At 64.7% G+C, this 18238-nt stretch carries 20 protein-coding genes and 1 tRNA gene; 7 read left to right on the top strand and 14 right to left on the bottom strand.

Translation table 11 applies throughout. The features are described 5' to 3' along the window. Positions 1-266: 266 nt before the first annotated feature. The 4 genes from AC59JP_RS00745 to AC59JP_RS00760 all read left to right on the top strand — a co-directional run bounded on the left by AC59JP_RS00745 (position 267) and on the right by AC59JP_RS00760 (position 3564). A complete protein-coding gene (locus AC59JP_RS00745) occupies positions 267-827 on the top strand; it encodes a hypothetical protein (RefSeq protein ID WP_497323719.1) in 561 nt (186 codons plus the stop codon). 863 nt (positions 828-1690) lie between these two features. Continuing rightward, positions 1691-2440 carry a GAF and ANTAR domain-containing protein gene (locus AC59JP_RS00750; protein ID WP_497323720.1) on the top strand — a complete coding sequence of 250 codons (750 nt, stop codon included), beginning with the start codon at positions 1691-1693 and terminating at the stop codon, positions 2438-2440. A gap of 214 nt (positions 2441-2654) precedes the next feature. Beyond that, positions 2655-3374: a HemK2/MTQ2 family protein methyltransferase gene (locus tag AC59JP_RS00755; RefSeq protein ID WP_497323721.1), complete on the top strand. Its 720-nt coding sequence runs from the start codon at positions 2655-2657 to the stop codon at positions 3372-3374. After that, a complete protein-coding gene (locus tag AC59JP_RS00760; protein WP_497323614.1) occupies positions 3361-3564 on the top strand; it encodes a CDGSH iron-sulfur domain-containing protein in 204 nt (67 codons plus the stop codon). Before AC59JP_RS00755 ends, AC59JP_RS00760 begins: the two co-directional genes overlap by 14 nt. A gap of 273 nt (positions 3565-3837) precedes the next feature. Here AC59JP_RS00760 and AC59JP_RS00765 read toward each other — a convergent pair whose 3' ends face one another. The 9 genes from AC59JP_RS00765 to AC59JP_RS00805 form a co-directional block, all read right to left on the bottom strand. Beyond that, positions 3838-4737, bottom strand: coding sequence for a manganese catalase (locus AC59JP_RS00765; RefSeq protein WP_497323722.1), 900 nt, complete (start codon positions 4735-4737; stop codon positions 3838-3840). Positions 4738-5113: 376 nt separating this feature from the next. After that, the gene (locus AC59JP_RS00770; RefSeq protein WP_497323723.1) at positions 5114-6553 is read right to left on the bottom strand and encodes an FAD-dependent oxidoreductase; all 1440 of its coding nucleotides are present in this window, start codon (positions 6551-6553) and stop codon (positions 5114-5116) included. A gap of 148 nt (positions 6554-6701) precedes the next feature. Next, positions 6702-7157, bottom strand: coding sequence for a GntR family transcriptional regulator (locus AC59JP_RS00775; RefSeq protein ID WP_497323724.1), 456 nt, complete (start codon positions 7155-7157; stop codon positions 6702-6704). A 38-nt stretch (positions 7158-7195) separates the two neighbouring features. Beyond that, positions 7196-7405 carry a GntR family transcriptional regulator gene (locus AC59JP_RS00780; RefSeq protein WP_497323725.1) on the bottom strand — a complete coding sequence of 70 codons (210 nt, stop codon included), beginning with the start codon at positions 7403-7405 and terminating at the stop codon, positions 7196-7198. A 509-nt stretch (positions 7406-7914) separates the two neighbouring features. Next, positions 7915-8484, bottom strand: coding sequence for a TetR/AcrR family transcriptional regulator (locus tag AC59JP_RS00785; RefSeq protein WP_497323726.1), 570 nt, complete (start codon positions 8482-8484; stop codon positions 7915-7917). 108 nt (positions 8485-8592) lie between these two features. Then, positions 8593-9438 (bottom strand): enoyl-CoA hydratase/isomerase family protein, encoded by an 846-nt coding sequence (locus AC59JP_RS00790; RefSeq protein WP_497323727.1) that lies wholly within the window; start codon positions 9436-9438, stop codon positions 8593-8595. A 166-nt stretch (positions 9439-9604) separates the two neighbouring features. Beyond that, positions 9605-9925: a LysE family transporter gene (locus tag AC59JP_RS00795; RefSeq protein ID WP_497323728.1), complete on the bottom strand. Its 321-nt coding sequence runs from the start codon at positions 9923-9925 to the stop codon at positions 9605-9607. Positions 9926-10200: 275 nt separating this feature from the next. Further along, a tRNA-Lys gene (locus AC59JP_RS00800) sits at positions 10201-10273 on the bottom strand. Positions 10274-10343: 70 nt separating this feature from the next. Continuing rightward, a complete protein-coding gene (locus AC59JP_RS00805) occupies positions 10344-10565 on the bottom strand; it encodes a DUF3618 domain-containing protein (RefSeq protein WP_497323729.1) in 222 nt (73 codons plus the stop codon). A 91-nt stretch (positions 10566-10656) separates the two neighbouring features. On the opposite strand from AC59JP_RS00805, the gene bcp reads away from it, so the two are divergent. The 3 genes from bcp (at position 10657) to AC59JP_RS00820 (ending at position 14199) form a co-directional block, all read left to right on the top strand. Next, a complete protein-coding gene (gene bcp / locus AC59JP_RS00810) occupies positions 10657-11142 on the top strand; it encodes a thioredoxin-dependent thiol peroxidase (RefSeq protein WP_497323730.1) in 486 nt (161 codons plus the stop codon). Positions 11143-11308: 166 nt separating this feature from the next. Next, positions 11309-12454 carry an epoxide hydrolase family protein gene (locus AC59JP_RS00815; protein WP_497323731.1) on the top strand — a complete coding sequence of 382 codons (1146 nt, stop codon included), beginning with the start codon at positions 11309-11311 and terminating at the stop codon, positions 12452-12454. 98 nt (positions 12455-12552) lie between these two features. Beyond that, positions 12553-14199 carry a diguanylate cyclase domain-containing protein gene (locus AC59JP_RS00820; RefSeq protein WP_497323732.1) on the top strand — a complete coding sequence of 549 codons (1647 nt, stop codon included), beginning with the start codon at positions 12553-12555 and terminating at the stop codon, positions 14197-14199. Here the strand turns inward: AC59JP_RS00820 and AC59JP_RS00825 are convergent. From AC59JP_RS00825 to AC59JP_RS00845, 5 genes are all read right to left on the bottom strand, one after another. Next, positions 14115-14879 carry a cyclase family protein gene (locus tag AC59JP_RS00825; RefSeq protein WP_497324825.1) on the bottom strand — a complete coding sequence of 255 codons (765 nt, stop codon included), beginning with the start codon at positions 14877-14879 and terminating at the stop codon, positions 14115-14117. The genes AC59JP_RS00820 and AC59JP_RS00825 overlap by 85 nt on opposite strands. A 155-nt stretch (positions 14880-15034) precedes the next feature. After that, positions 15035-16102 carry a sulfate/molybdate ABC transporter ATP-binding protein gene (locus tag AC59JP_RS00830; protein ID WP_497323733.1) on the bottom strand — a complete coding sequence of 356 codons (1068 nt, stop codon included), beginning with the start codon at positions 16100-16102 and terminating at the stop codon, positions 15035-15037. Further along, complete coding sequence (locus AC59JP_RS00835) at positions 16099-16905, bottom strand: ABC transporter permease (RefSeq protein WP_497323734.1); 807 nt, start codon at positions 16903-16905, stop codon at positions 16099-16101. Before AC59JP_RS00835 ends, AC59JP_RS00830 begins: the two co-directional genes overlap by 4 nt. Beyond that, positions 16902-17702 carry a molybdate ABC transporter substrate-binding protein gene (gene modA, locus AC59JP_RS00840; RefSeq protein ID WP_497323735.1) on the bottom strand — a complete coding sequence of 267 codons (801 nt, stop codon included), beginning with the start codon at positions 17700-17702 and terminating at the stop codon, positions 16902-16904. Before modA ends, AC59JP_RS00835 begins: the two co-directional genes overlap by 4 nt. Next, complete coding sequence (locus AC59JP_RS00845; protein ID WP_497323736.1) at positions 17699-18115, bottom strand: TOBE domain-containing protein; 417 nt, start codon at positions 18113-18115, stop codon at positions 17699-17701. Before AC59JP_RS00845 ends, modA begins: the two co-directional genes overlap by 4 nt. Positions 18116-18238 lie beyond the last annotated feature (123 nt).

Raw genomic sequence — 18238 nt, forward strand, 5'->3', positions numbered from 1 at the left:
CCCGCGCATCAGGTTTGCAAAGAACGTCCTCACCGGACTTGTCATTGACGACGTGCTACCGCAGGTTGCCCTCGGACGACTTTTGATTGACCGCAGCACAATGCGGGTAGACGAGACATGCGGGCCGGTCAAGAGTCCGGTGCGACGGGCGCAGCAAGCTGCTCGTCGAACAGCACCACAAGCACTTCGTGATTACGAGATAAAAGAACCCGCTGTCACCCTACGCGGCCGAATCACGGTGCATACCAAGTCCTGGAAGGACACTCATGTCAACACGTAACACTGTCATCCGCTCATTGCACGATCTCGGAGCAGCCGCGTGGTTCGGCGGTACCCTGATGGGCGCGATCGGCCTGAACGGTGCAGCCGACTCGGTGCGCGACCCCGAAGATCGCGCACGCGTCGCCGCCACCGGCTGGGCCAAGTGGGCACCGGCCAACGCCCTCGCCATCGGAGCACACGTCGTCGGCGGTGCGGGCATTCTGGCCGCCAACCGCGACCGCGCGAAGCACCAGGCCGGTGTTCGTTCGAACACGGTCATCAAGCTCGTGGTGACGGGTGCCGCTCTGGGCGCTACTGCGTACAGCGGAGTACTCGGCGCCAAGACCGCACAGGGCGACGGCGAGCACGTCGACGGCGCCACCGAGCCGTCCGCCTCGACACCCAAGGACATCGCAGCGGCTCAGAAGCAGCTCAAATACTTGCAGGCAGTCCTGCCGGTTCTGACCGGCGTGATCGTCGTTCTCGGCGCACAGCAGGGCGAGCAGCAGCGTCCGTCGCAGATCCTGTCGGGACTCGCGACTACGCTGACCTCCCGCGCCGCGTAATCACAGAAGCGCAAAAGGCGCCTCCTCGAGCACACGAGGGAGGCGCCTTTTCCGTCGCTCCTATCGAGCAGCGAGCAGTGCCCGTACGGAGTCCTGGAACCGACGACGCGAACGCTGATTTTTCAACACCGTCACCAGCACGACGGCGACTGCGGTGGAGTCGGCCACCACTTCGGGACGGTGTCGATGCGCGGGACATGCTCAGGACGTTTCGATCGAGGCGGTCGCGGTAAACATATGAGCGATACCTAGGACGTGGTCGAGACCGTGCCGCGAGTCGAACTCGAAACGAGGTCTCATGCTGGCAGCCCCGCGCTCCAATCCACAAGACGTACGCACCGACCGTTCTCAGGAATATTGTTGTGTCGCAGCGATTCGTTGCCCCGCAAGCGAGTGCTGATCGGTGCGGTGTCTGTTCCAAGGTGGCGTGTTCGATCGCCAAGTTATCGAGGTGTCCGACGAAGATCTCGATAAAAGCATCGGTATCTGGAGGTGCGCCCCGAAGCACCACGGCCGCCCACTGCGGGGGCACGCTCGATGCATCTACGCCGACAGCGGGCGGGTTCTCGAGATCGATGGCACCCCGGTGCGCGTGTTCTCCCACTGGGCCGACTGGGAGCCGTTCGATTCGTCAGCAGACTGGCGTTAGAGCGGTCGCTATTGCTGTCTCAACCGTGTCGCCCGCAACACCCAAGGGCCGGGTGTCGAGACACTGGGGCCTTGCCATGGGACTGCCATCTTCAAATTTGGTCGGGACGGCTCGTCACGCCCTTCGGCCACGTGGACAATTTGCGTTGGGCGCAGGTGGTTTGCTGCGGTGACCTTCCGCGTAATGCCTCTCCGGTTGCCGACGGAGCAAACGTGTGAGCGACGCGCAGGTGGCCACGGTCGGGGGAGTTAGGCAAAATGTGACCGTGCGGGAACACCGAAATGAACTGTTTGCTGCCATGGTCGACCAGGTCGATCAGATTCGAGGGTCCGAAGCGACTGACGACGTCGTCGACGCCGTCTGCCTTGCCCTCACCCGCGGTCTGGTCGAGGCGTCCCCTTCCATCGCACATGCGAGCATTACCGTTGTAGAGCAAGGTGCGGTGGCCTCCATCGCCGCTACGGACCTGATCGCCGATCTCATCGATCAGCTGCAAGGTGAACTCAACGAAGGGCCGTGCTTGGAGGCAGCGTGGACTCAACGGCAGTCGTGCATCGACGATTACGACACCGAGACTCGATGGAAGCGTTATACAGCGGCTGTACTAGAGAAAACGCCAGTCCGCGCGACACACTCACTGGAGTTGTATCGCGACGAACATTCCATGAGTGCGTTGAATTTGCATGCCGACAGATCGCACGCCTTTACCGATCTCGACCGTTCACTGGGAGAAGCATTCGCGGTGCAGGTCGCGTTGGCCATACACAGCGTCGCTCGCGAACGACAATTTGCTGCTGCTCTTGCCTCCCGTGACAAGATCGGTCAGGCGAAAGGAATTCTCATGGAGCGGTACGGCCTGGGTGCGGGTGCTGCCTTCGAAATGCTACGGGAGACGTCGCAGAACATGAACGTCAAAGTAGCCACACTCGCTGAACGTCTTGTCGCCCTCGATCATCCGGAGTGATCGCACATCGGTCAGGCATGTAGTCGGGTGCGGCCTTGCCTGTGGAGACCTACCGGTCGTAATTCTGGCGAAGCAGCCGCGTCGGCAGCCGTCAATAGTGGGTTCGTTCTTCTTCCGTGTCAACATGTCGCACCCGGGCCCCGGGGGTCCAATGTGGTTGGTGTTGGGAGATTCCGCTGGTTTCCTACCCCCGGGGCGCGGGTACTTTTCGACGATGAACTTCCACAAAACGATCGGCCCCGCACTCGTGACCGAGCTTTCGTCCGTGGCGGAGGCGACGTCGGTCGATCCACCGGTCGTCGACCCCGATGTCTATGCACCGCAAGCTGATTCCTGGCTTCTCTGTCAGGCCGTGGCCGACGCCGGTGTTGCGCTGGGCGCGTCGGTTCTCGACATGTGCACCGGAAGTGGCGCAGTCGGACTCGAAGCGGCCCGGCTGGGCGCCCGATCGGTGGTCGCCTACGACATTTCTCCCGCCGCGGTCGAGTGTGCATCGAGGCAGGCGCGACGCGAAGAGGCCGACGTGGACGTGCGCCTCGGATCCTTCGACGACGCAGCCGAACTACCGGCGTTCGACGTGGTGTTGTGCAATCCTCCGTACGTGCCGGCCGAATCCGTTCCCGTCGAAATCGGTCTGGAACGGGCATGGAACGCCGGCCCGGACGGTCGCGTCGTGTTGGATCGGCTGTGTGAATCGGCCGTCGATCTGGTTCGGCCGGGCGGAGTGCTGATGTTGGTGCAGTCGGAGTTCGCAGATCCGGTCAAGAGTATGCAGATGTTGTCCGACAACGGGTTCGACGTCCGCGAGATCGTCCGATCGACCATCGCATTCGGTCCGGTGATGGATCAGCAGGCAGCGTGGCTCGAACGGACCGGCCGGCTCGAAATCGGCCGCCGCACCGAGGACTTGGTGGTCATCCGTGCCGACAGGTGAGGGAACCGACGACGCTCGTACGGTCAGAATCGTTCCGGGCGGACCGATTCTGATCGACGGGCCGGTCGACATCGTGACCGACGACGGATCGCACGTGCGATCCGACCGCTTCGTGGTTGCGGTGTGCACGTGCCGACGCAGCAAGACCTATCCGCTGTGCGACACGAGCCACCGCGCGCGCAGCCGCTAGATCAAACTGGATCTTCCTGCATTCCAGGCTGCCATCAGGTCTGCGGCCAGGACTTCGGGGTCGGCTGCGGCCCCGCATTGTACGTTTGTCGAACTGGATTGGCTCCGAATCGTCTGTACGGTCAGATCTTCCGTCGCGCGCGCCGGCACCTGCAGGCGCCCGCCCGCAAGCCGCTGACCGTCGAGGGTCGGTCGCAGCTTGCGGGCGAGCTGAAAGACGTTGCCGCCTTCGGGAATCGGTCAACGCCTTTCGATTCCTACCAGTTCTGCACCCTCAGTCGAGAACGTCCTTGAGCTTGCCCATGACGCCTTTCTCGGTCCCCACCGCGGCCGGCGCGGGTTCTCCCTTGGCGCCGTCGTAGGTGGCGTACAGCAGGGGGTCGGGCGCCGGCGCGCTTGCTTTGTCGCCCAACGGTTGTGGATCGGCAAGGAAGCCCATCTGGTGCACCCCGTCGGGAGCGAGTCGGTCGGCCCAGCCGCCGGTCTGCGACATCTCTCCGTCGGAGAGGTGCCACAGGTCGGTTGCGTGCTCTGCGTACTCCTCGTCCATCAGGGCGTTCGGCACCACCACGTCCTCGTACCCGTCCGTCTGCAACTCCTCGATGGCCGCGAGCCACAGGTTCTGGTGATGGGTGTCGCGGGCAAGGTTGAATTTCAACATTGCCTTGACGCCGGGGTCGTCGGTCATGTTGTACAGACGCGCAGTTTGCAAGCGTCCCTGCGCTTCTGCCGCGACGTTGGCGCGAAAGTCTGCAAGGAGGTTGCCGCTGGCGATGATGAATCGGCCGCTCCACGGGTAGCCGTTGCTGTCGGCGGGCAGAGCGCCACCTCCGGCGACGATGGCCTGTTGGGGGTCCATGCCGCCCATGACCGCTGCGACGACGGGATCGCCACCGGCCGCTGTCGTCGGATCCGTGGCGGGTGCGCCCTCGAGCAGGCGAGCGACCATCACGGCGAGCATTTCCACATGGCCCATCTCCTCGGTGGCGATGTCCATGATGAGGTCCTTGTACTTGCCCTCCATGCGGCAATTCCAGCCCTGAAACAGATACTGCATGGTCACGGTCATCTCGCCGAACGCGCCGCCGATCAATTCTTGAAGTTTGTGCGCGTAAACCGGGTCGGGCTTCTCCGGCTTGGCGTCGAATTGCAGGTAATCGGTGTGACGGAACATGATTGAACTCCAGACATCTGGGTGTCAATGGAATGTGCCTCACTCGCCGCGGGAGACTTCACGACGATGGGGCACTACGGAGCAGGGTGCCGAGCACGCTCTGCTGCCGAGCGGATACCCAACGTTCGTTGTCTCAATCACGGGGTTCGGATCACAGCCTCACGTTCGCCTCGGCCTCGGCAGATTCTGTTCGCGGAGCAGGGCGAGTGAACTTCGGAACGAAGCTCGCCAGCACGAACGACCGCACGGCTGTTGCGGCGGCTATAACAAGCTCCACCTGGCGCAGCGGGCGTCGGGCGACATCACCGACACCTCGTGGAGCAATTCGTTGATGAACTGTGGCCACGACCCGCAAAGTAGTGCCGGGGCTCGACGGTCAGTCGTCGCGCGAAGCCAGGTCGTGCGTCGCCGGACCCTCGAGCACTGTTCCATCGGCAGCGAAGCGGGAGCCGTGAAGCGGGCAGTCCCACGACTTCTCCGCGTCGTTGAAGCGCAGAATGCCACCGAGGTGCGGGCAGATCGCGGATACGTCGTATGTCCGTCCGCCGACGGTGCAGATGCCCCGGGGGAGGACACCTCCACTGACGCGACCTGTGCCTTCCGCCGGGGGAGTGGACGAACCCGAGGAGATGACGGCGCCTGCCCAACCTGTCGCCATATTCTTGGCGACGGCTATGTTCATGCGAATGGCCGAAGAGGCGCCGCGTAGCACCCGTGGGTTCCACAGAGCGAAAGCACTTGACCAAGGCATCTTTTCGCCGCGCGAGGCCGCATCGAGATGAAGTGCGGCTGCGACCGCAGCCGTCATTCCCCACTTGTCGTAGCCGGTCGCCACGGTGATGGCGCCGTCGCCGGGAACCAGCGGTCCCGCGTAGGGCATGACGTCGACGGACTCGTAGTCCTGAGCGGACCATGTATGCGTCCGGCGTGCACCGGGAAAGTGAATTTCGGTCCAGTCGATCAGGTCGTTCACCTGAGCTTGCTCCGAACGCTCACGGCCCACGGTGTGGCCGTTGCCGCCGACCAGGAGGCGTTCGCCTGTGGCAGTCGGGGTATAGCGGATCGAGCGCGACAACGAGTCCGCCGAGAGATACATCCCGCGGGGGATCGGCCTGTCGACATCGAAGGCGACCGCGTACGACCTCAATGGTTCGAGCCGTGAGAAGAACAGGCCACGGTCCAGAATCGGTGTGCCCGTGGCCAATACAATTCGGGATCCGGTGACCGATCCACCGGGTACGCCCAGTCTGATCCCCTGGGGAGTGTGCCGAGCCGATGTGACTCGAATATTCTCGCTGATGTGCCCACCGGCCGAGCGAAGGTCGTCGGCCAACGCGAGAAGGGCATCGAGTGGGTCGAACTGTGCCTGCTCGTCCAGTCCGACGGCCCCGAGAATGTCGAACGGAAGCTCGGAATCGGTCGTATGGAACACGGGTAGTCCAACGGAGTCCGCCACAGCCAGTTCCCGACGCACCGCGGTGAGACCGGTCTCGGTCGTTGCATATGTGTACGCCGTCTCGGTCTGCACGGCGACACCCTTTGCTCGGCAGTAGTCGACCAGCCACGACTGTCCTGCGCGGTGAGCGTCCACGTACGAGCGCACAGTGCTGTGCGGATGCTTCGACGCGATCGTCGACAGCTTCGTGCCCTGGAGGAGGCTGATCTTGGCCGTGGTGTTTCCCGTTGTGGCGGACCCGATTTGGCGTGCTTCAATCACGGCAACGGACTTGCCGGACCGGGCGGCGAGGTACGCCGTGACCAAACCGGTCAGACCCGCACCGACCACGACCACGTCGTATACGTTTCCGAGGGCCACGTCGTCACAGGGTGATCGCAACGGGCGGTCGAGCCACAGTGATGTCATAAGCGTCGGGTGCCCGTTCGCGGCGCCGCTCAACCGGTAGCCGTGTTTCCATTCCCGATCCGGGGTATGTCCACTGACAGGCTTTGAGCGGGACTGAACATCAATCGGGGAGTTCGCCGCCCAGTGCGACGATTGCCCGTCGCCCGAGACTGTGACGAATGTGGTCGGCCATAGCCTCCCGTGCCGCCGCGGGGTCACAGGCGGCGACCGCGTCGCTGATCGATCTGTGCTCGGCGGCAACGCGTGCGTGATCGCGCGCGTTGTCGGCGCCGTGGCGGAGCCCGATCAGTCGGTAGCGATCGGCCTTGTCCCACAGCCGCTCGAGAATGTCGATCAGCACTGGATTGCCCGATGCCTGATACACCGCCCTATGGAACTCGCGGTGACGGCTCAGTGCATCGAGATCGCCTGCGCTGGAGATCGGTTCGAGTCGGCTCAGTGCGTATCGAATCTCGGTGACGTGATCCGACGTTCGGTGCTGTGCGGCCAGAGCCGCCGCGAGGGGGTCCACACTCTCGCGCACCTGGTAAAGGTGGCGCGTTTCGTCGGCCGACACCGGTGTCACCCGTGCGTCGCGGTGCGCTTCGAGACCGATCAGGCCCTGGCCGCCAGCCGGCGAACCGCCTCACGTAATGGGGTGGTGCTGACACCGAGCTCCGCTGCCAACCGTCCCTGCCCGATCACCGTTCCCGCCTCGAGCTGGACACGGCATGGAACTCCGCCCCGGTCTTGGCGGCGTAACGTGATCGGCACCTCCGCGGGCGAGTCCATGTTGAACGCCCCTGCATCGTCCCGGAAATCCACGGAATTACGACTCCGTCGAAAAAGCGCATTAAGAGTCAGCCGCACTCGTTCGTTCAGGACTGTTCGCCACCGTCTGCGCATGCAGCTCATTCGCGTGTGACCTGCGGAACACCACGACGAACGGGCTACCAGGTTAACATTTGACACCAATGTGTTGAGTTGGCTCCGAAACGGGGCGACAAAAAAGGCCCTCCGGCCAGCGTTTCCGCTGTTCAGAGGGCCTTTCCAGTGCGCCCACAGGGACTCGAACCCCGGACCCTTGTGTCTTAGAATCTGTCGTTCGCCGCGGTTCGTAGATATTCAGGAAAGTGCGCCTGAACAGGTGCTATGTGGAGTCACAAATCCAGGTGGATTCACCGCAGTCCGCTGGGATTCGGTCCAAAGTGTTGAGTAAATGTTGACCTCGACCGGTGGCGGGGGACGTGTGGTGTCAGGAGTCCGTGGTCGGCGACGCGTCGCGCCCGGCTGCGGCGGCGCGCACTAGCATCGAGCGTTGCCGCGGGGTTCGGCTAGAAGTCTTTGAGTGCTGCGGAGGTCTCGGCGAGTATGTCGTCGGAGAGTGGGTTCTCTCCTAGCGCTCGGGACATGGCGAGGGCGCCGACGAGTGCGCTCAGGGTGAGGATGGCGCGGCGTCGGTCAGCGTCGATGTCCGTACTGGGCGACAGTCCTGAGAGCAGGTCGATGTATTCGTCGACTTTGCGGGTGTAGGCGGTGCGGGTCCGTTCGTCGGCTCGTGAGACGTCTTCTGCCAGACCGGCTACGGCGCACCCGCTTTCGGGGTGGGAGCGGTGGGCTGGGCTGAGGTAGTCGTCGATGATTGCCTGGAGGGCTTCTCGTCCACCTCGCGCAGCGGCTGCCTCGGTTCGTGCGCTTCCCAGGTCCAATGCGCGCTCGACGGCTGCACCGACGAGATCGTCCCGCGAGTCGAAGTGACGGTAAAAGCCGCCGTGTGTCAGGCCGGCTTCTCGCATCAATTCCGCTACTGCGACGCCGTTGGTTCCGTCGCGGCGTATTCGGGCCGCCGCGATGTCGACGATACGAGCGTGATTCGCAGCCTTCTCTGCTTGCGAACTACCCATGACTGGCCTCCGGTCCCTCTGAGGGAGTGCATATTTGGTGAACAGCGTCGACTTGCGTGCATGCGAACGTAGCCCAGATGGACGGGGCTCGGCGCCCCGGCGATGAGCCTACGGGGTTCCGCTGAGCGCGTTGTCGAGGTCGCCCAGGTGGTGGCTCATCCGTGCTTCGAAGTCGGGGCCTACTTCGCCGCGCCGACGTGCGATGAGCGCTCCTCGGGCCTGGGCCGTGGGCCAGGAGAAGGCGTCGAGGAAGGTGCCCTGCGTGTGCATCAGGTCGTCCTCGGAGGGCAGGGTGCGGCGATTGAGCAGTCGTTTCGCCTCGGCCAGCGCTGGTTTGTCGAACGAGGCGATGCGCCGAGCGAGTGTGTCGACGAAGTCGTCGAGCTCGGAATCGGGTAGGGCGCGGTTGATCCATCCGTAGTGTGCCGCCGTAGCGGCGTCGAAGTCGTTGCTGCCCAGCACGATCTCCAGTGCTCTTGCCCTACCGACCAGCAGAGGCAATCGCTCGAGTGCGCCGCCGCCCGGGAAAACTCCTGCGCCGACTTCGATTTGTGCGAAGACCGCCTTCTCGAGGCTGGCGAACCTCATGTCGCATGCGAGGGCAATCTCGGCGCCACCGCCGCGGGCTCGGCCTCGGATCGACGCGATCGTGACAACCGATGAGGTGGTGAGTCGTGTGGTGGCGTCGATGAACGTGGGCAGGCCGGTCGGTCCCGGGGTGAGTGGGAAGTCGGTGACTCTCGAGGTGTCGTAGTGGTTGACGAAGAAGTCGGGGTCGGCGCTGTCCAGTACGACGACGCGAAGTGCGTCGTCGGACTCGATCAGGCCGGCCAATTGCTGTAGTTCGTCGAGGGTCTCCGGGTCGCACATGTTGACCGGGGGATTGTGGAAGGTCACACGCCAATAGCCCTGCGCTGCTTCGTCGATCGAGAACTGGGTCAGGGAATTGTCCATCGGATTGTCCTTTCGGGCGGAGCGTTCGTCGGTGCCGAACGCACCGTACTCGTGGAGTCAGGATGACGAGCATCATCCTTTGAAAGAGGATGTCAGTCGTCATCCTTTCTGTCAATCGATGCCCCTGGGTCCGCGGCGTCTGCCTAGGGCCATCGGCGCCCGGCGGTCAGGTTGCGATGACTTCGACGGTGACGATCACGGCTGCGAAGATCAGAAACAGAACGCCCGATGCAATCGACAGCACGGACTGCCCTCGCCGTCCGATCCGACGGCCGGTCGTCGATACCGGGGCGGCGACCACCGACTCGGCCGCGACGGCGACACCGAGCCAGACGAGCGTGAACACGAGCAAACTTGCGGCGCCGGCGTCGTTGCCGGCGCGGGTCAGCGCCGGGACTCCCGTTGCGAGCCAGAACGCCCAGGTGAGCGGGTTCGCGAGATTGCTGACCCCGCCCTTCCAGAATGCCCATCGAGTCGGCTTCGCCATTCTGAACGACCCTGAATCGTCCTGGACCTCCACGGGCTTACCACTCCCCGAAAAAGCGCATTAAGAGTCAGCCGCACTCGTCCGTTCAGCCCCGTTCGCCACCGTCTGCCTGTCCAGCTCGTTCGCGTGCGACCTGCGGAAACAAGACGAGGAGCGGGCTCTCCAGCTCAACATTTTGACCCAACGTGTTGGGAAAAGTGTTGAGCTGGCTCGGAAACGGCGGCACGAAAAAGGCCCTCTGACCAGCGTTTCCGCTGTTCAGAGGGCCTTCGCAGTGCGCCCACAGGGACTCGAACCCCGGACCCAGTGATTAAGAGTCACTTGCTCTACCAACTGAGCTATAGGCGCATGGTCGTGCTTGCTGCGGACAAGACATTAACAGTTGGGGCGGGCCGAATGGAAATCGGCGCCCCCGCCCTCAGTTGAGGAAGGACCGCACCACGAGTGCGGCGACGACGACACCGGCTCCGATCAGCGAAAACTTCACTGCGGGGGTGTTCAGCGTCTCGATGACGCTGGCCTTGGTGCTCTCGACGATGCGCTTCGGGTTTGCCCGCACGCTCAACTCGTCGAGGGTGGAGGCGAGCTGATCGCGAGCCGCCTCGATGTCGCGTTCGATGCTCTCGGTGTTCCGTGCCACGTGCCCTCCCAAGGCCGAACTTCGTGTAAGTACTGCCGAAGCCTAGTTGACGTTGTGGCCTCGGCTCGCACCCGTCGTTTAAGTTGGTGCCGTGACCGACAACATCAAGCTTGCTGCAGGCGACGCCGCTCCCGATTTCACCCTTCCCGACGCAGACGGCACCGATGTGTCGTTGAAGGACTTCCGCGGCCGCAAGGTGGTCGTGTACTTCTACCCGTCGGCGGGAACGCCGGGGTGCACCAAGCAGGCTTGCGATTTTCGGGACAGTCTTGCCCAGCTCAACGACGCGGGCATCGATGTTCTGGGTGTCTCGCCCGACAAGCCGGCCAAGCTCGCCAAGTTCCGCGAAGCGGAAGGTCTGACGTTCCCGCTGCTGTCCGATCCCGACAAGGAGGTCCTGGAGAAGTGGGGCACCTTCGGTGAGAAGAAGATGTACGGCAAGACCGTCCAGGGCGTCATTCGCTCGACGTTCCTGATCGACGAGGACGGCAAGGTCGAGCTGGCGCAGTACAACGTGAAGGCGACCGGTCACGTCGCGAAGCTCCTGCGTGATCTGAAGCTGAACGAGACTACGTAAATCGGGCCTTTTCACCAGGCAGAGCGTCCCGCCCGACCAGCGGGAAAGCCGCGGGGGAGTCGATTCAAGCAGGAAGGATGGCCGGTCACCGTCCGTCGTCCACGGGGAAAGGATTCGCCGGGATCGCGGACCCGGACTGTCCTCGTTTCTTCATAGCGTCCTGCTCATGACCACGAATTCGATCGTTCCGTTCGACATTTCCATTCCGGCTGCCGAGGTCGACGACCTTCAGCGCCGTCTGGCCGCCACCCGATGGCCGCAGGAGTTGCCCGATGTCGGGTGGAGCCACGGAATCCCGACGTCGTACGTCCGTGAGCTGGCCAACTATTGGGCCACGTCCTTCGACTGGGACGCTCAACAGGCCGACCTGAACCGCTATCCGCAGTTCGTCGCCGAGATCGACGGGCAGCGGCTGCATTTCGCGCACATTCGGTCGAGCGACCCCGACGCCGTTCCTCTCGTCCTGATCCACGGGTGGCCGTTCGAAGACTTCCGAGACACGATCGGTCCGATGACGGACCCGAAAGCTCACGGGGACGGGCAGGCGACGGCGTTCCATCTCGTCGTTCCTACGCTGCCCGGCTTCGGCTTCTCCGGTCCGACGACCCGCGCGGGTGACGCGGACACCGCGCGGTCGGCCGAGCTGATCTGCCAACTGATGGACGAGCTGGGCTACGACCGGTACGGCGTCCACGGCGGTGATGCGGGGTCCTTCGTCGCGCCTCAAATGGGTCGCATCGCTCCGGAACGGGTCGTCGGAGTGCACCTGAACGGTCCGATCACGATCCCTTCCCGCGGCGAGGACGGGTCCGGCTTCACCGACGAGGACAAGGAGAAACTCGCCCGTCTGCAGGATTGGAGCAATTCGCAGACGTCGGCGTACGCCGCTGTGCACTCGACAAGGCCGGCGACGCTGGCCCCGGCTCTGACGGATTCGCCCGCCGGTCTCCTGGCGTGGGTGGTCGACGTGGTCAACTCATACATCGACCCCGCCGCCTCCGGACCCGACGACGCGATGAGCCGAGACATGCTGCTCGCCCAGGTCAGCATCCTCTGGTTCACCGGCACCATCGGATCCTCGATCCGCGTGTACAAGGAATCGTCGATGTGGGGCGCCGACGTGGCCTCGTCCGGTGTGCCGACTGCGGCTGCCGTCTTCGCCCGTGACTCGAGCATCCGAGGCATCGCGGAGAAGCAGCACAACATCGTCCGATGGACGGAGTTCGATCACGGTGGTCACTTCGCGGCCATGGAGACTTCGGGCGATCTCGTCGACGACATCCGAGCGTTCTTCGCCGATCTCGTCGCGTAGGCAACCGATGCCACTTCGGTGTCTTCGGGGTGCACTTCTCAGTACACTGGCCCGAGGCCGGGGCCCAGTGACATCTGCATGCCCGGTGAGGAGACGCCATGGTCGACTCGCTGAAGGCGCGTGTTCTGGCCGTTCTCGCGGTCGTGGCCGTGATCGTGGCAGTCGCGAGTTCCGGCGTCCTGAGTCTCCCAGCGTCGGTGCTTATCGACGACGTCGCGCAGTTGGTCGGCGGCATGGTCGCCACCGTCACCTGTTGGAGGACGGCGCGCACAAGGTTGGGCGTCGAGCGGCGGTGGCGGCTGCTGATGGGCGCAGGCATGTTCGGCTGGAGCATCGGAATGGTGTTCTGGGCGCTGTATCGCTCGGTGTTCGATGCGCCCCTGCCGTCGCCCTCGATCGCGGACATCGGCTTCTTCGTCCTACCCGTGTTCGCGGTTCCCGCGCTGCTGACGTTTGCCGTCTCGCAGCGAGTTCGTCCGGGAGGCAGTGGTCGACTGTGGGCGTTCGCGGTGCTCGACGGATCGGTGATCGTCGGTTCCGTGTTCGTGCTGTCGTGGGCGACCGCCCTCGGAGCGGTGGCGCACTCCTCCTTCGACACCTCGCTCGGTGCGCTGGTCGCCATCATGTACCCGATCACCGACGTCGTTCTGGTGGTCATCGTGCTGCTGCTCGTGGTCGTGCCGCAGATCGTCTCTCGTTTTCGGGCGCAGCTGTGGTTGCTCGGATCCGGGATGGTGTCTCTGGCCCTGTCCGACAGCGCATACGCGTACTTGGTGGCCGAGGGCGCGAACACCGTTCGGCCGTGGGCCGACGCGGGATACATCCTGGGGCCGCCCCTCATCGCGCTGGCGGCGTCGGTACCGGCGGCGCGCACGAGGCTCGGTGTTCGGTCGACCACCACCTGGCGCAGCCAGCGCGTGCAGTTGCTCGCTCCGTACGTGTTGATGTTTCTCATCGCCGTGGTGGTGGGCGTGCAGTGGTTCGCTCTCGGTGAGATCGACGCTGTCGTGATCGCGCTGGGCGTGATCGTGCTCGTACTGGCGTTGATCAGGCAGGTACTGACACTGCTCGAGAACGAAGCGCTGCTTGCCCGCATCGTCGAAGCGCAAGCCGAGCTGACGCATCGAGCCCACTACGACGGGCTCACCGGACTGGCCAATCGCGACTCGTTCGACGAGCACCTCACCGCCGCGATCCAGGTCTTCGTGCGCACCCGCAATCCGTACGTGCTGATGATGATCGACCTCGACGACTTCAAGATCATCAACGACCGTTTCGGTCATGCCGCCGGCGACAACGCTCTGGTGATCGTCAGCCGCCGGCTGGCCGACGCCTGCGGACCGCACGCACACGTTGCCCGCTTCGGCGGTGACGAATTCGCGGTGCTCGCCGGGTGCACGATCGCCACCGCCGCTGACATGGCAGCACGCATCGTGGACGCGATGGCATCGCCCTTGACCGTCGACGACTACGAGATGTCGACGGGTGTGTCGGTCGGTGTGGTCGACTTCGCGGCCGTGCTGGGAGACCCGACGGCGGACGCGCTGCTACGTCGCGCTGATCGCGCGATGTACGAGGCCAAGCGGCACGGCAAGGGCGGGGCAGTCGCCTACCGTGAGGACGACACGTTCGCCCCGCTGCTCCCGACCGACCCGCGCAGTCAGGACGCCCTCGGTACCAGACCGAATATCGTTGCGGGCGAACCGGAACCGGCTCGGTTGATGGTGCCGCCGACCAGAACGTAGGCCCCGGTGGTCGGGAGTGCGGCGAGGTTGTTCATGTTCTCCAGGCTGATGCGGTGCTTGTCGTAGAGCGCGGTGGAGACGGGGTAGGTCTCGTCGTTGCCGAGGTCGGGTCCGAACGTGTCCGTGCCGAGTGCGCCGCGGACATCGAGCCTGCCGGAATCGATGAGCCACCGTGCTGCGGCGGTGCTGAAGCCGGGTTGATGGGTCAGGCCGTCGGGTCCGACGTTCGCGTATGCATCGGTGCCCCAGCGTGATTCCCACCCTGTCCACAGGATCACCGCCGCGCCCTTCGGAATACGGCCGTTCCGTCGTTCGAACGCGGTGAGGTCGTCGACCGTAACTGCATAGTCGGCGTTGCGCGCGGATTGGGCGCGGATGTCGATTTTCACCGCGGGCAGGAAGAGATCCTCGGGGTCGAGTCGATCGGCGGTCAGTCCGCCCGCCTGGAAGTGGGCGGGCGCTCCCCAGTGGGTTCCGGTGTGCTCTCCCTCCTTCACGTACTGGAGGTAGAAGCCGTCGTCGGCGATGGTTGCCGCCGTCTCCAGCGTGAATGCGGGGTCGCCGGGAAAGATCGGTGTGGTGGCCGGGTCGTTGATGTGTGAGAGCGACACGATCCGGAGCGTCCGGTCCAGCGATTCAGGCGGCGCCGGGCGGGCGTGTCCGGTCCCGACCGTCGCCATCTGCGATCCGACCGCCACGGCCAATCCTGTTGCCGCGCGCCCCAAGAGCCGTCTTCTGTTCATGACCCGACCATCGCTTCCGAACCGGAACGATCCCCGACAGATCGTATTCTCGCTTCGGATGCTAGCCGGGCCGGAAGCCTCCGGCACCCGTTCTACCGCGCGTCGTGCAGAGCAACTTCCTGAGCTTTGACCACGAAGAAGGCGTTGCGGCCCGGCGTGAGATCGAGGTCGGCGACCGCAGCGACGGTGACGTCGGCCGACAACGACAGGTCGCCGGTGACGTGTCCGGTCACCCGGACGGAACTGCCGCGCACCTCGATGTCGGCGACGGTTGCGCGAAAGACGTTGCGGGGACTGCCGTGTGGCTCCTCGGCGTACACCGCGACGGCGCTGGGGGAGAAGACGGCGACAGCGCTGGAACCGACCGCGACGTCACCGGTGCCGACCACCGTCGACCCGTCGGCGGTCCTGAGAACTCCAGGTTCGACGATCCTGCCGTCGAGGAGGTCGAGCCCCGCTATGCGGGCGGCGAATGCGCTGCGCGGAGACGTCAGCACGTCCCGTACCGTCCCGCGTTCGACCACCCTGCCGCCGTCGACGACCACACAGAGATCGGCCAGAGTCAATGCGTCGAGAACGTCGTGCGTCACCAGCAGCGCGGTCTGCTCGCGTTGGCGCAGGATCGTGCGCAGCACCCGCCGGATCGCGGGAGCGGAGTCGACGTCCAGTGCGGCCAGCGGCTCGTCCAACAGAAGGAGAGCGGGGTCCGCGGCGAGAGCCCGTGCTACCGCGACGCGTTGAGCTTGGCCACCGGACAGCTGAGACGGACGTCGGTCCGCCAGGTCGAGGGCGCCGACGACGGACAGCCACTCGTGTGCAATGTCCCTCGCGCGGGCTCGACCCACCCCCGCACTGCGCGGAGCGAAACCGACGTTCGCTTCCGCGGTCATGTGGGGAAACAGCAAGGCCTGCTGCGACAAGGTGGCGACACCCCGGCGGTGGGCCGGAACATGCACGCGCGCAGCGGTATCCGTCAGGATGCGATCACCCAGCAGGACCCGCCCGTCGTCCGGCCGCAGTAGACCCGCGACGATCGACAGCAGCGACGTCTTGCCGGCGCCGTTGGGCCCGAGCACCGCCAGTACCGAACCAGCGGGAACGTCGGTCTCGTAGTCGATGTGCCGGGCTGCGAGTCGCGCCCGGACCTCGAGCCCGCTCACGGCGCACCGGCGATGCGGCGCCCACGCGTCACGATCACCACGACCGCGGCGATCGCCACGAGAACCAACGAGAGTGCCACTGCTGCATCGGGATCGGTTTCCCGTTGCAAGTAGATCTCCAATGGGAGAGTGCGGGTGACGCCCTGCAGGGAGCCGGCGAACGTCAGCGTCGCGCCGAACTCGCCCAACGATCGTGCGAAGGCGAGGACGACGCCGGACACCAACCCCGGGAGGACGAGCGGCAGCGTGATCCTGCGCAGTACGGTCGACGGGGGTGCGCCCAGGGTTGCCGCGATGGTCTCGTATCTCGTTCCCGCCGTGCGTAATGCGCCTTCGAGGCTCAGGACCAGAAACGGCAGCGCGACGAACGATTGCGCGATCACCACAGCCGCGGTGGAGAAGGCGATCCGCACGCCCACCACCTCGAGGTAACTGCCCAGCAGGCCCTGCCGGCCGAACGTGTAGAGCAGTGCGATGCCGCCGACGACCGGCGGGAGGACAAGCGGAAGCAAGACGATAGATCGCAGCAGGGTGCGGCCGGGAAAGTCTCGACGCGCCAACACCAATGCCATCGGCACCCCGAGCGCGACGCAGACCACCGTGCTGGCCGCCGACGTCTTCAGGCTGAGAATCAATGCTGCGCGGGATGATTCGGAGGTCACGAGCGGTACGAATCGTGACCAGTCCACTGCGAACAACATCGCCGCGAGCGGCAGAATCACGAACAGACCGCCCACGACGGCGGGGATCAGCACCCACCGGGGTGGGTGTATCGGGACCTCGTTGTCGCACAGTCGTGTCACGGAGCGGCGAAACCGGCGTCCTGCAGCACCGTACGGCCCTCCGGGCCCGAGACAAGATCGACGAACGCCTGCGCCGCCGCCGAATTGGCCGAATCTTCGAGCACGGCAATCGGATAGGTGTTCACCGCGCCGCTGGACTCGGGAAACGGAACTGCGGTGACCTTGTCACCGGCGCCGGATGCGTCGGTGACGTACACCAGTCCGGCGTCCGCCTGGCCCGAGGTGATCTTGCCGAGAACGTCGGTGACCGAGGACTCTTCGCTGACCGGTGTCAGCGATGTCCCGGTGGACTGCTCGATTTTCGTGGTCGCGGCTCCGCACGGCACCTGAGGCGCACACACGACCACCGTCGTATCGGGACGAGCCAGATCGGCGAAGGAGGCGATGTTCTTCGGGTTACCCGGCGGCGTGACGATCGTGAGGGTGTTGGTCGCGAAATTCACCGGGGCACCTGTCAGGAGGCCGGCGTCGACCGCCTTGGTCATGTTGGCGGTGTCGGCGGAGGCGAAGACGTCGGCCGGCGCACCTTGCGTGAGCTGGGTGACGAGGTCGGACGATCCGGCGAAGCTGAACGTCACCGTCGATCCCGGGTGCTCTGCCTCGAAACGTGTTCCGAGCTCGGTGAACGTGGCCTTCAGCGATGCCGCCGCGAACACGGTGAGATCGCCGCTCACCTCCGACGACGACGCGGCTGCGGACGTCGACGAATCGGCTCGAGTTCCGCCGCCGGAGCTGCACCCCGTGACGACGATCAGGGCCGACACTGCGGCGAGCGCGGCAAGCAGTGTCCTTCTCATGATTGTCCCTGTCCGTTAGGAAGTGCGGCATCGATGATGACAGTGGTTGCCTTGACGACGGCGACGGCGACGCTGCCGGGCTCGAGCCCGAGGGATCGGGCCGATTCCGCGCTCATGAGCGAGACGATGGTGAACGGTCCGCACTGCATCTGCACCTCGGCCATGACCGTATCGACGGTGACCTTGGTGACCAGGCCGACCATGCGGTTGCGCGCCGAACTCGTCCCGCTGGTCGGGTCGATCGGGGGTGTTGCGTGATCGCGGGCGAAGAGGGCCAGCTCGGCGCCGTCGACGACTTTGCGACCGGAGTCGTCCTTGTGTTCGGTCAGATCGCCGTGGTCGATCCACCGGCGGACGGTGTCGTCGCTGACGCCGAGAAGGTCGGCCGCGTCCTTGATTCGGAGCACGGTCATCTTTTACCTGCAAATGCGGTTGTATCGGATTGAATCAGCCGCGTTTGCGTCATAGCGGTTACTGTAGCGGACGAGCAGGGCATCTACTCGTGGTTTCTGCGGGGTCCGGACACAGACAAGCGA

The sequence above is a fragment of the Rhodococcus sp. 320_ES genome (genome assembly GCF_059691855.1).

What these genes read in the sequence shown, in the direction of transcription:
- AC59JP_RS00745 (WP_497323719.1), top strand. Translation starts at nt 267, where the DNA reads ATGTCAACACGTAACACTGTCATCCGCTCATTGCACGATCTCGGAGCA.
- AC59JP_RS00755 (WP_497323721.1), top strand. Translation starts at nt 2,655, where the DNA reads ATGAACTTCCACAAAACGATCGGCCCCGCACTCGTGACCGAGCTTTCG.
- AC59JP_RS00765 (WP_497323722.1), bottom strand. Translation starts at nt 4,737, where the DNA reads ATGTTCCGTCACACCGATTACCTGCAATTCGACGCCAAGCCGGAGAAG.
- AC59JP_RS00785 (WP_497323726.1), bottom strand. Translation starts at nt 8,484, where the DNA reads ATGGGTAGTTCGCAAGCAGAGAAGGCTGCGAATCACGCTCGTATCGTC.
- AC59JP_RS00790 (WP_497323727.1), bottom strand. Translation starts at nt 9,438, where the DNA reads ATGGACAATTCCCTGACCCAGTTCTCGATCGACGAAGCAGCGCAGGGC.
- AC59JP_RS00795 (WP_497323728.1), bottom strand. Translation starts at nt 9,925, where the DNA reads ATGGCGAAGCCGACTCGATGGGCATTCTGGAAGGGCGGGGTCAGCAAT.
- AC59JP_RS00815 (WP_497323731.1), top strand. Translation starts at nt 11,309, where the DNA reads ATGACCACGAATTCGATCGTTCCGTTCGACATTTCCATTCCGGCTGCC.
- AC59JP_RS00820 (WP_497323732.1), top strand. Translation starts at nt 12,553, where the DNA reads ATGGTCGACTCGCTGAAGGCGCGTGTTCTGGCCGTTCTCGCGGTCGTG.
- AC59JP_RS00825 (WP_497324825.1), bottom strand. Translation starts at nt 14,879, where the DNA reads ATGGCGACGGTCGGGACCGGACACGCCCGCCCGGCGCCGCCTGAATCG.
- modA (WP_497323735.1), bottom strand. Translation starts at nt 17,702, where the DNA reads ATGAGAAGGACACTGCTTGCCGCGCTCGCCGCAGTGTCGGCCCTGATC.
- AC59JP_RS00845 (WP_497323736.1), bottom strand. Translation starts at nt 18,115, where the DNA reads ATGACCGTGCTCCGAATCAAGGACGCGGCCGACCTTCTCGGCGTCAGC.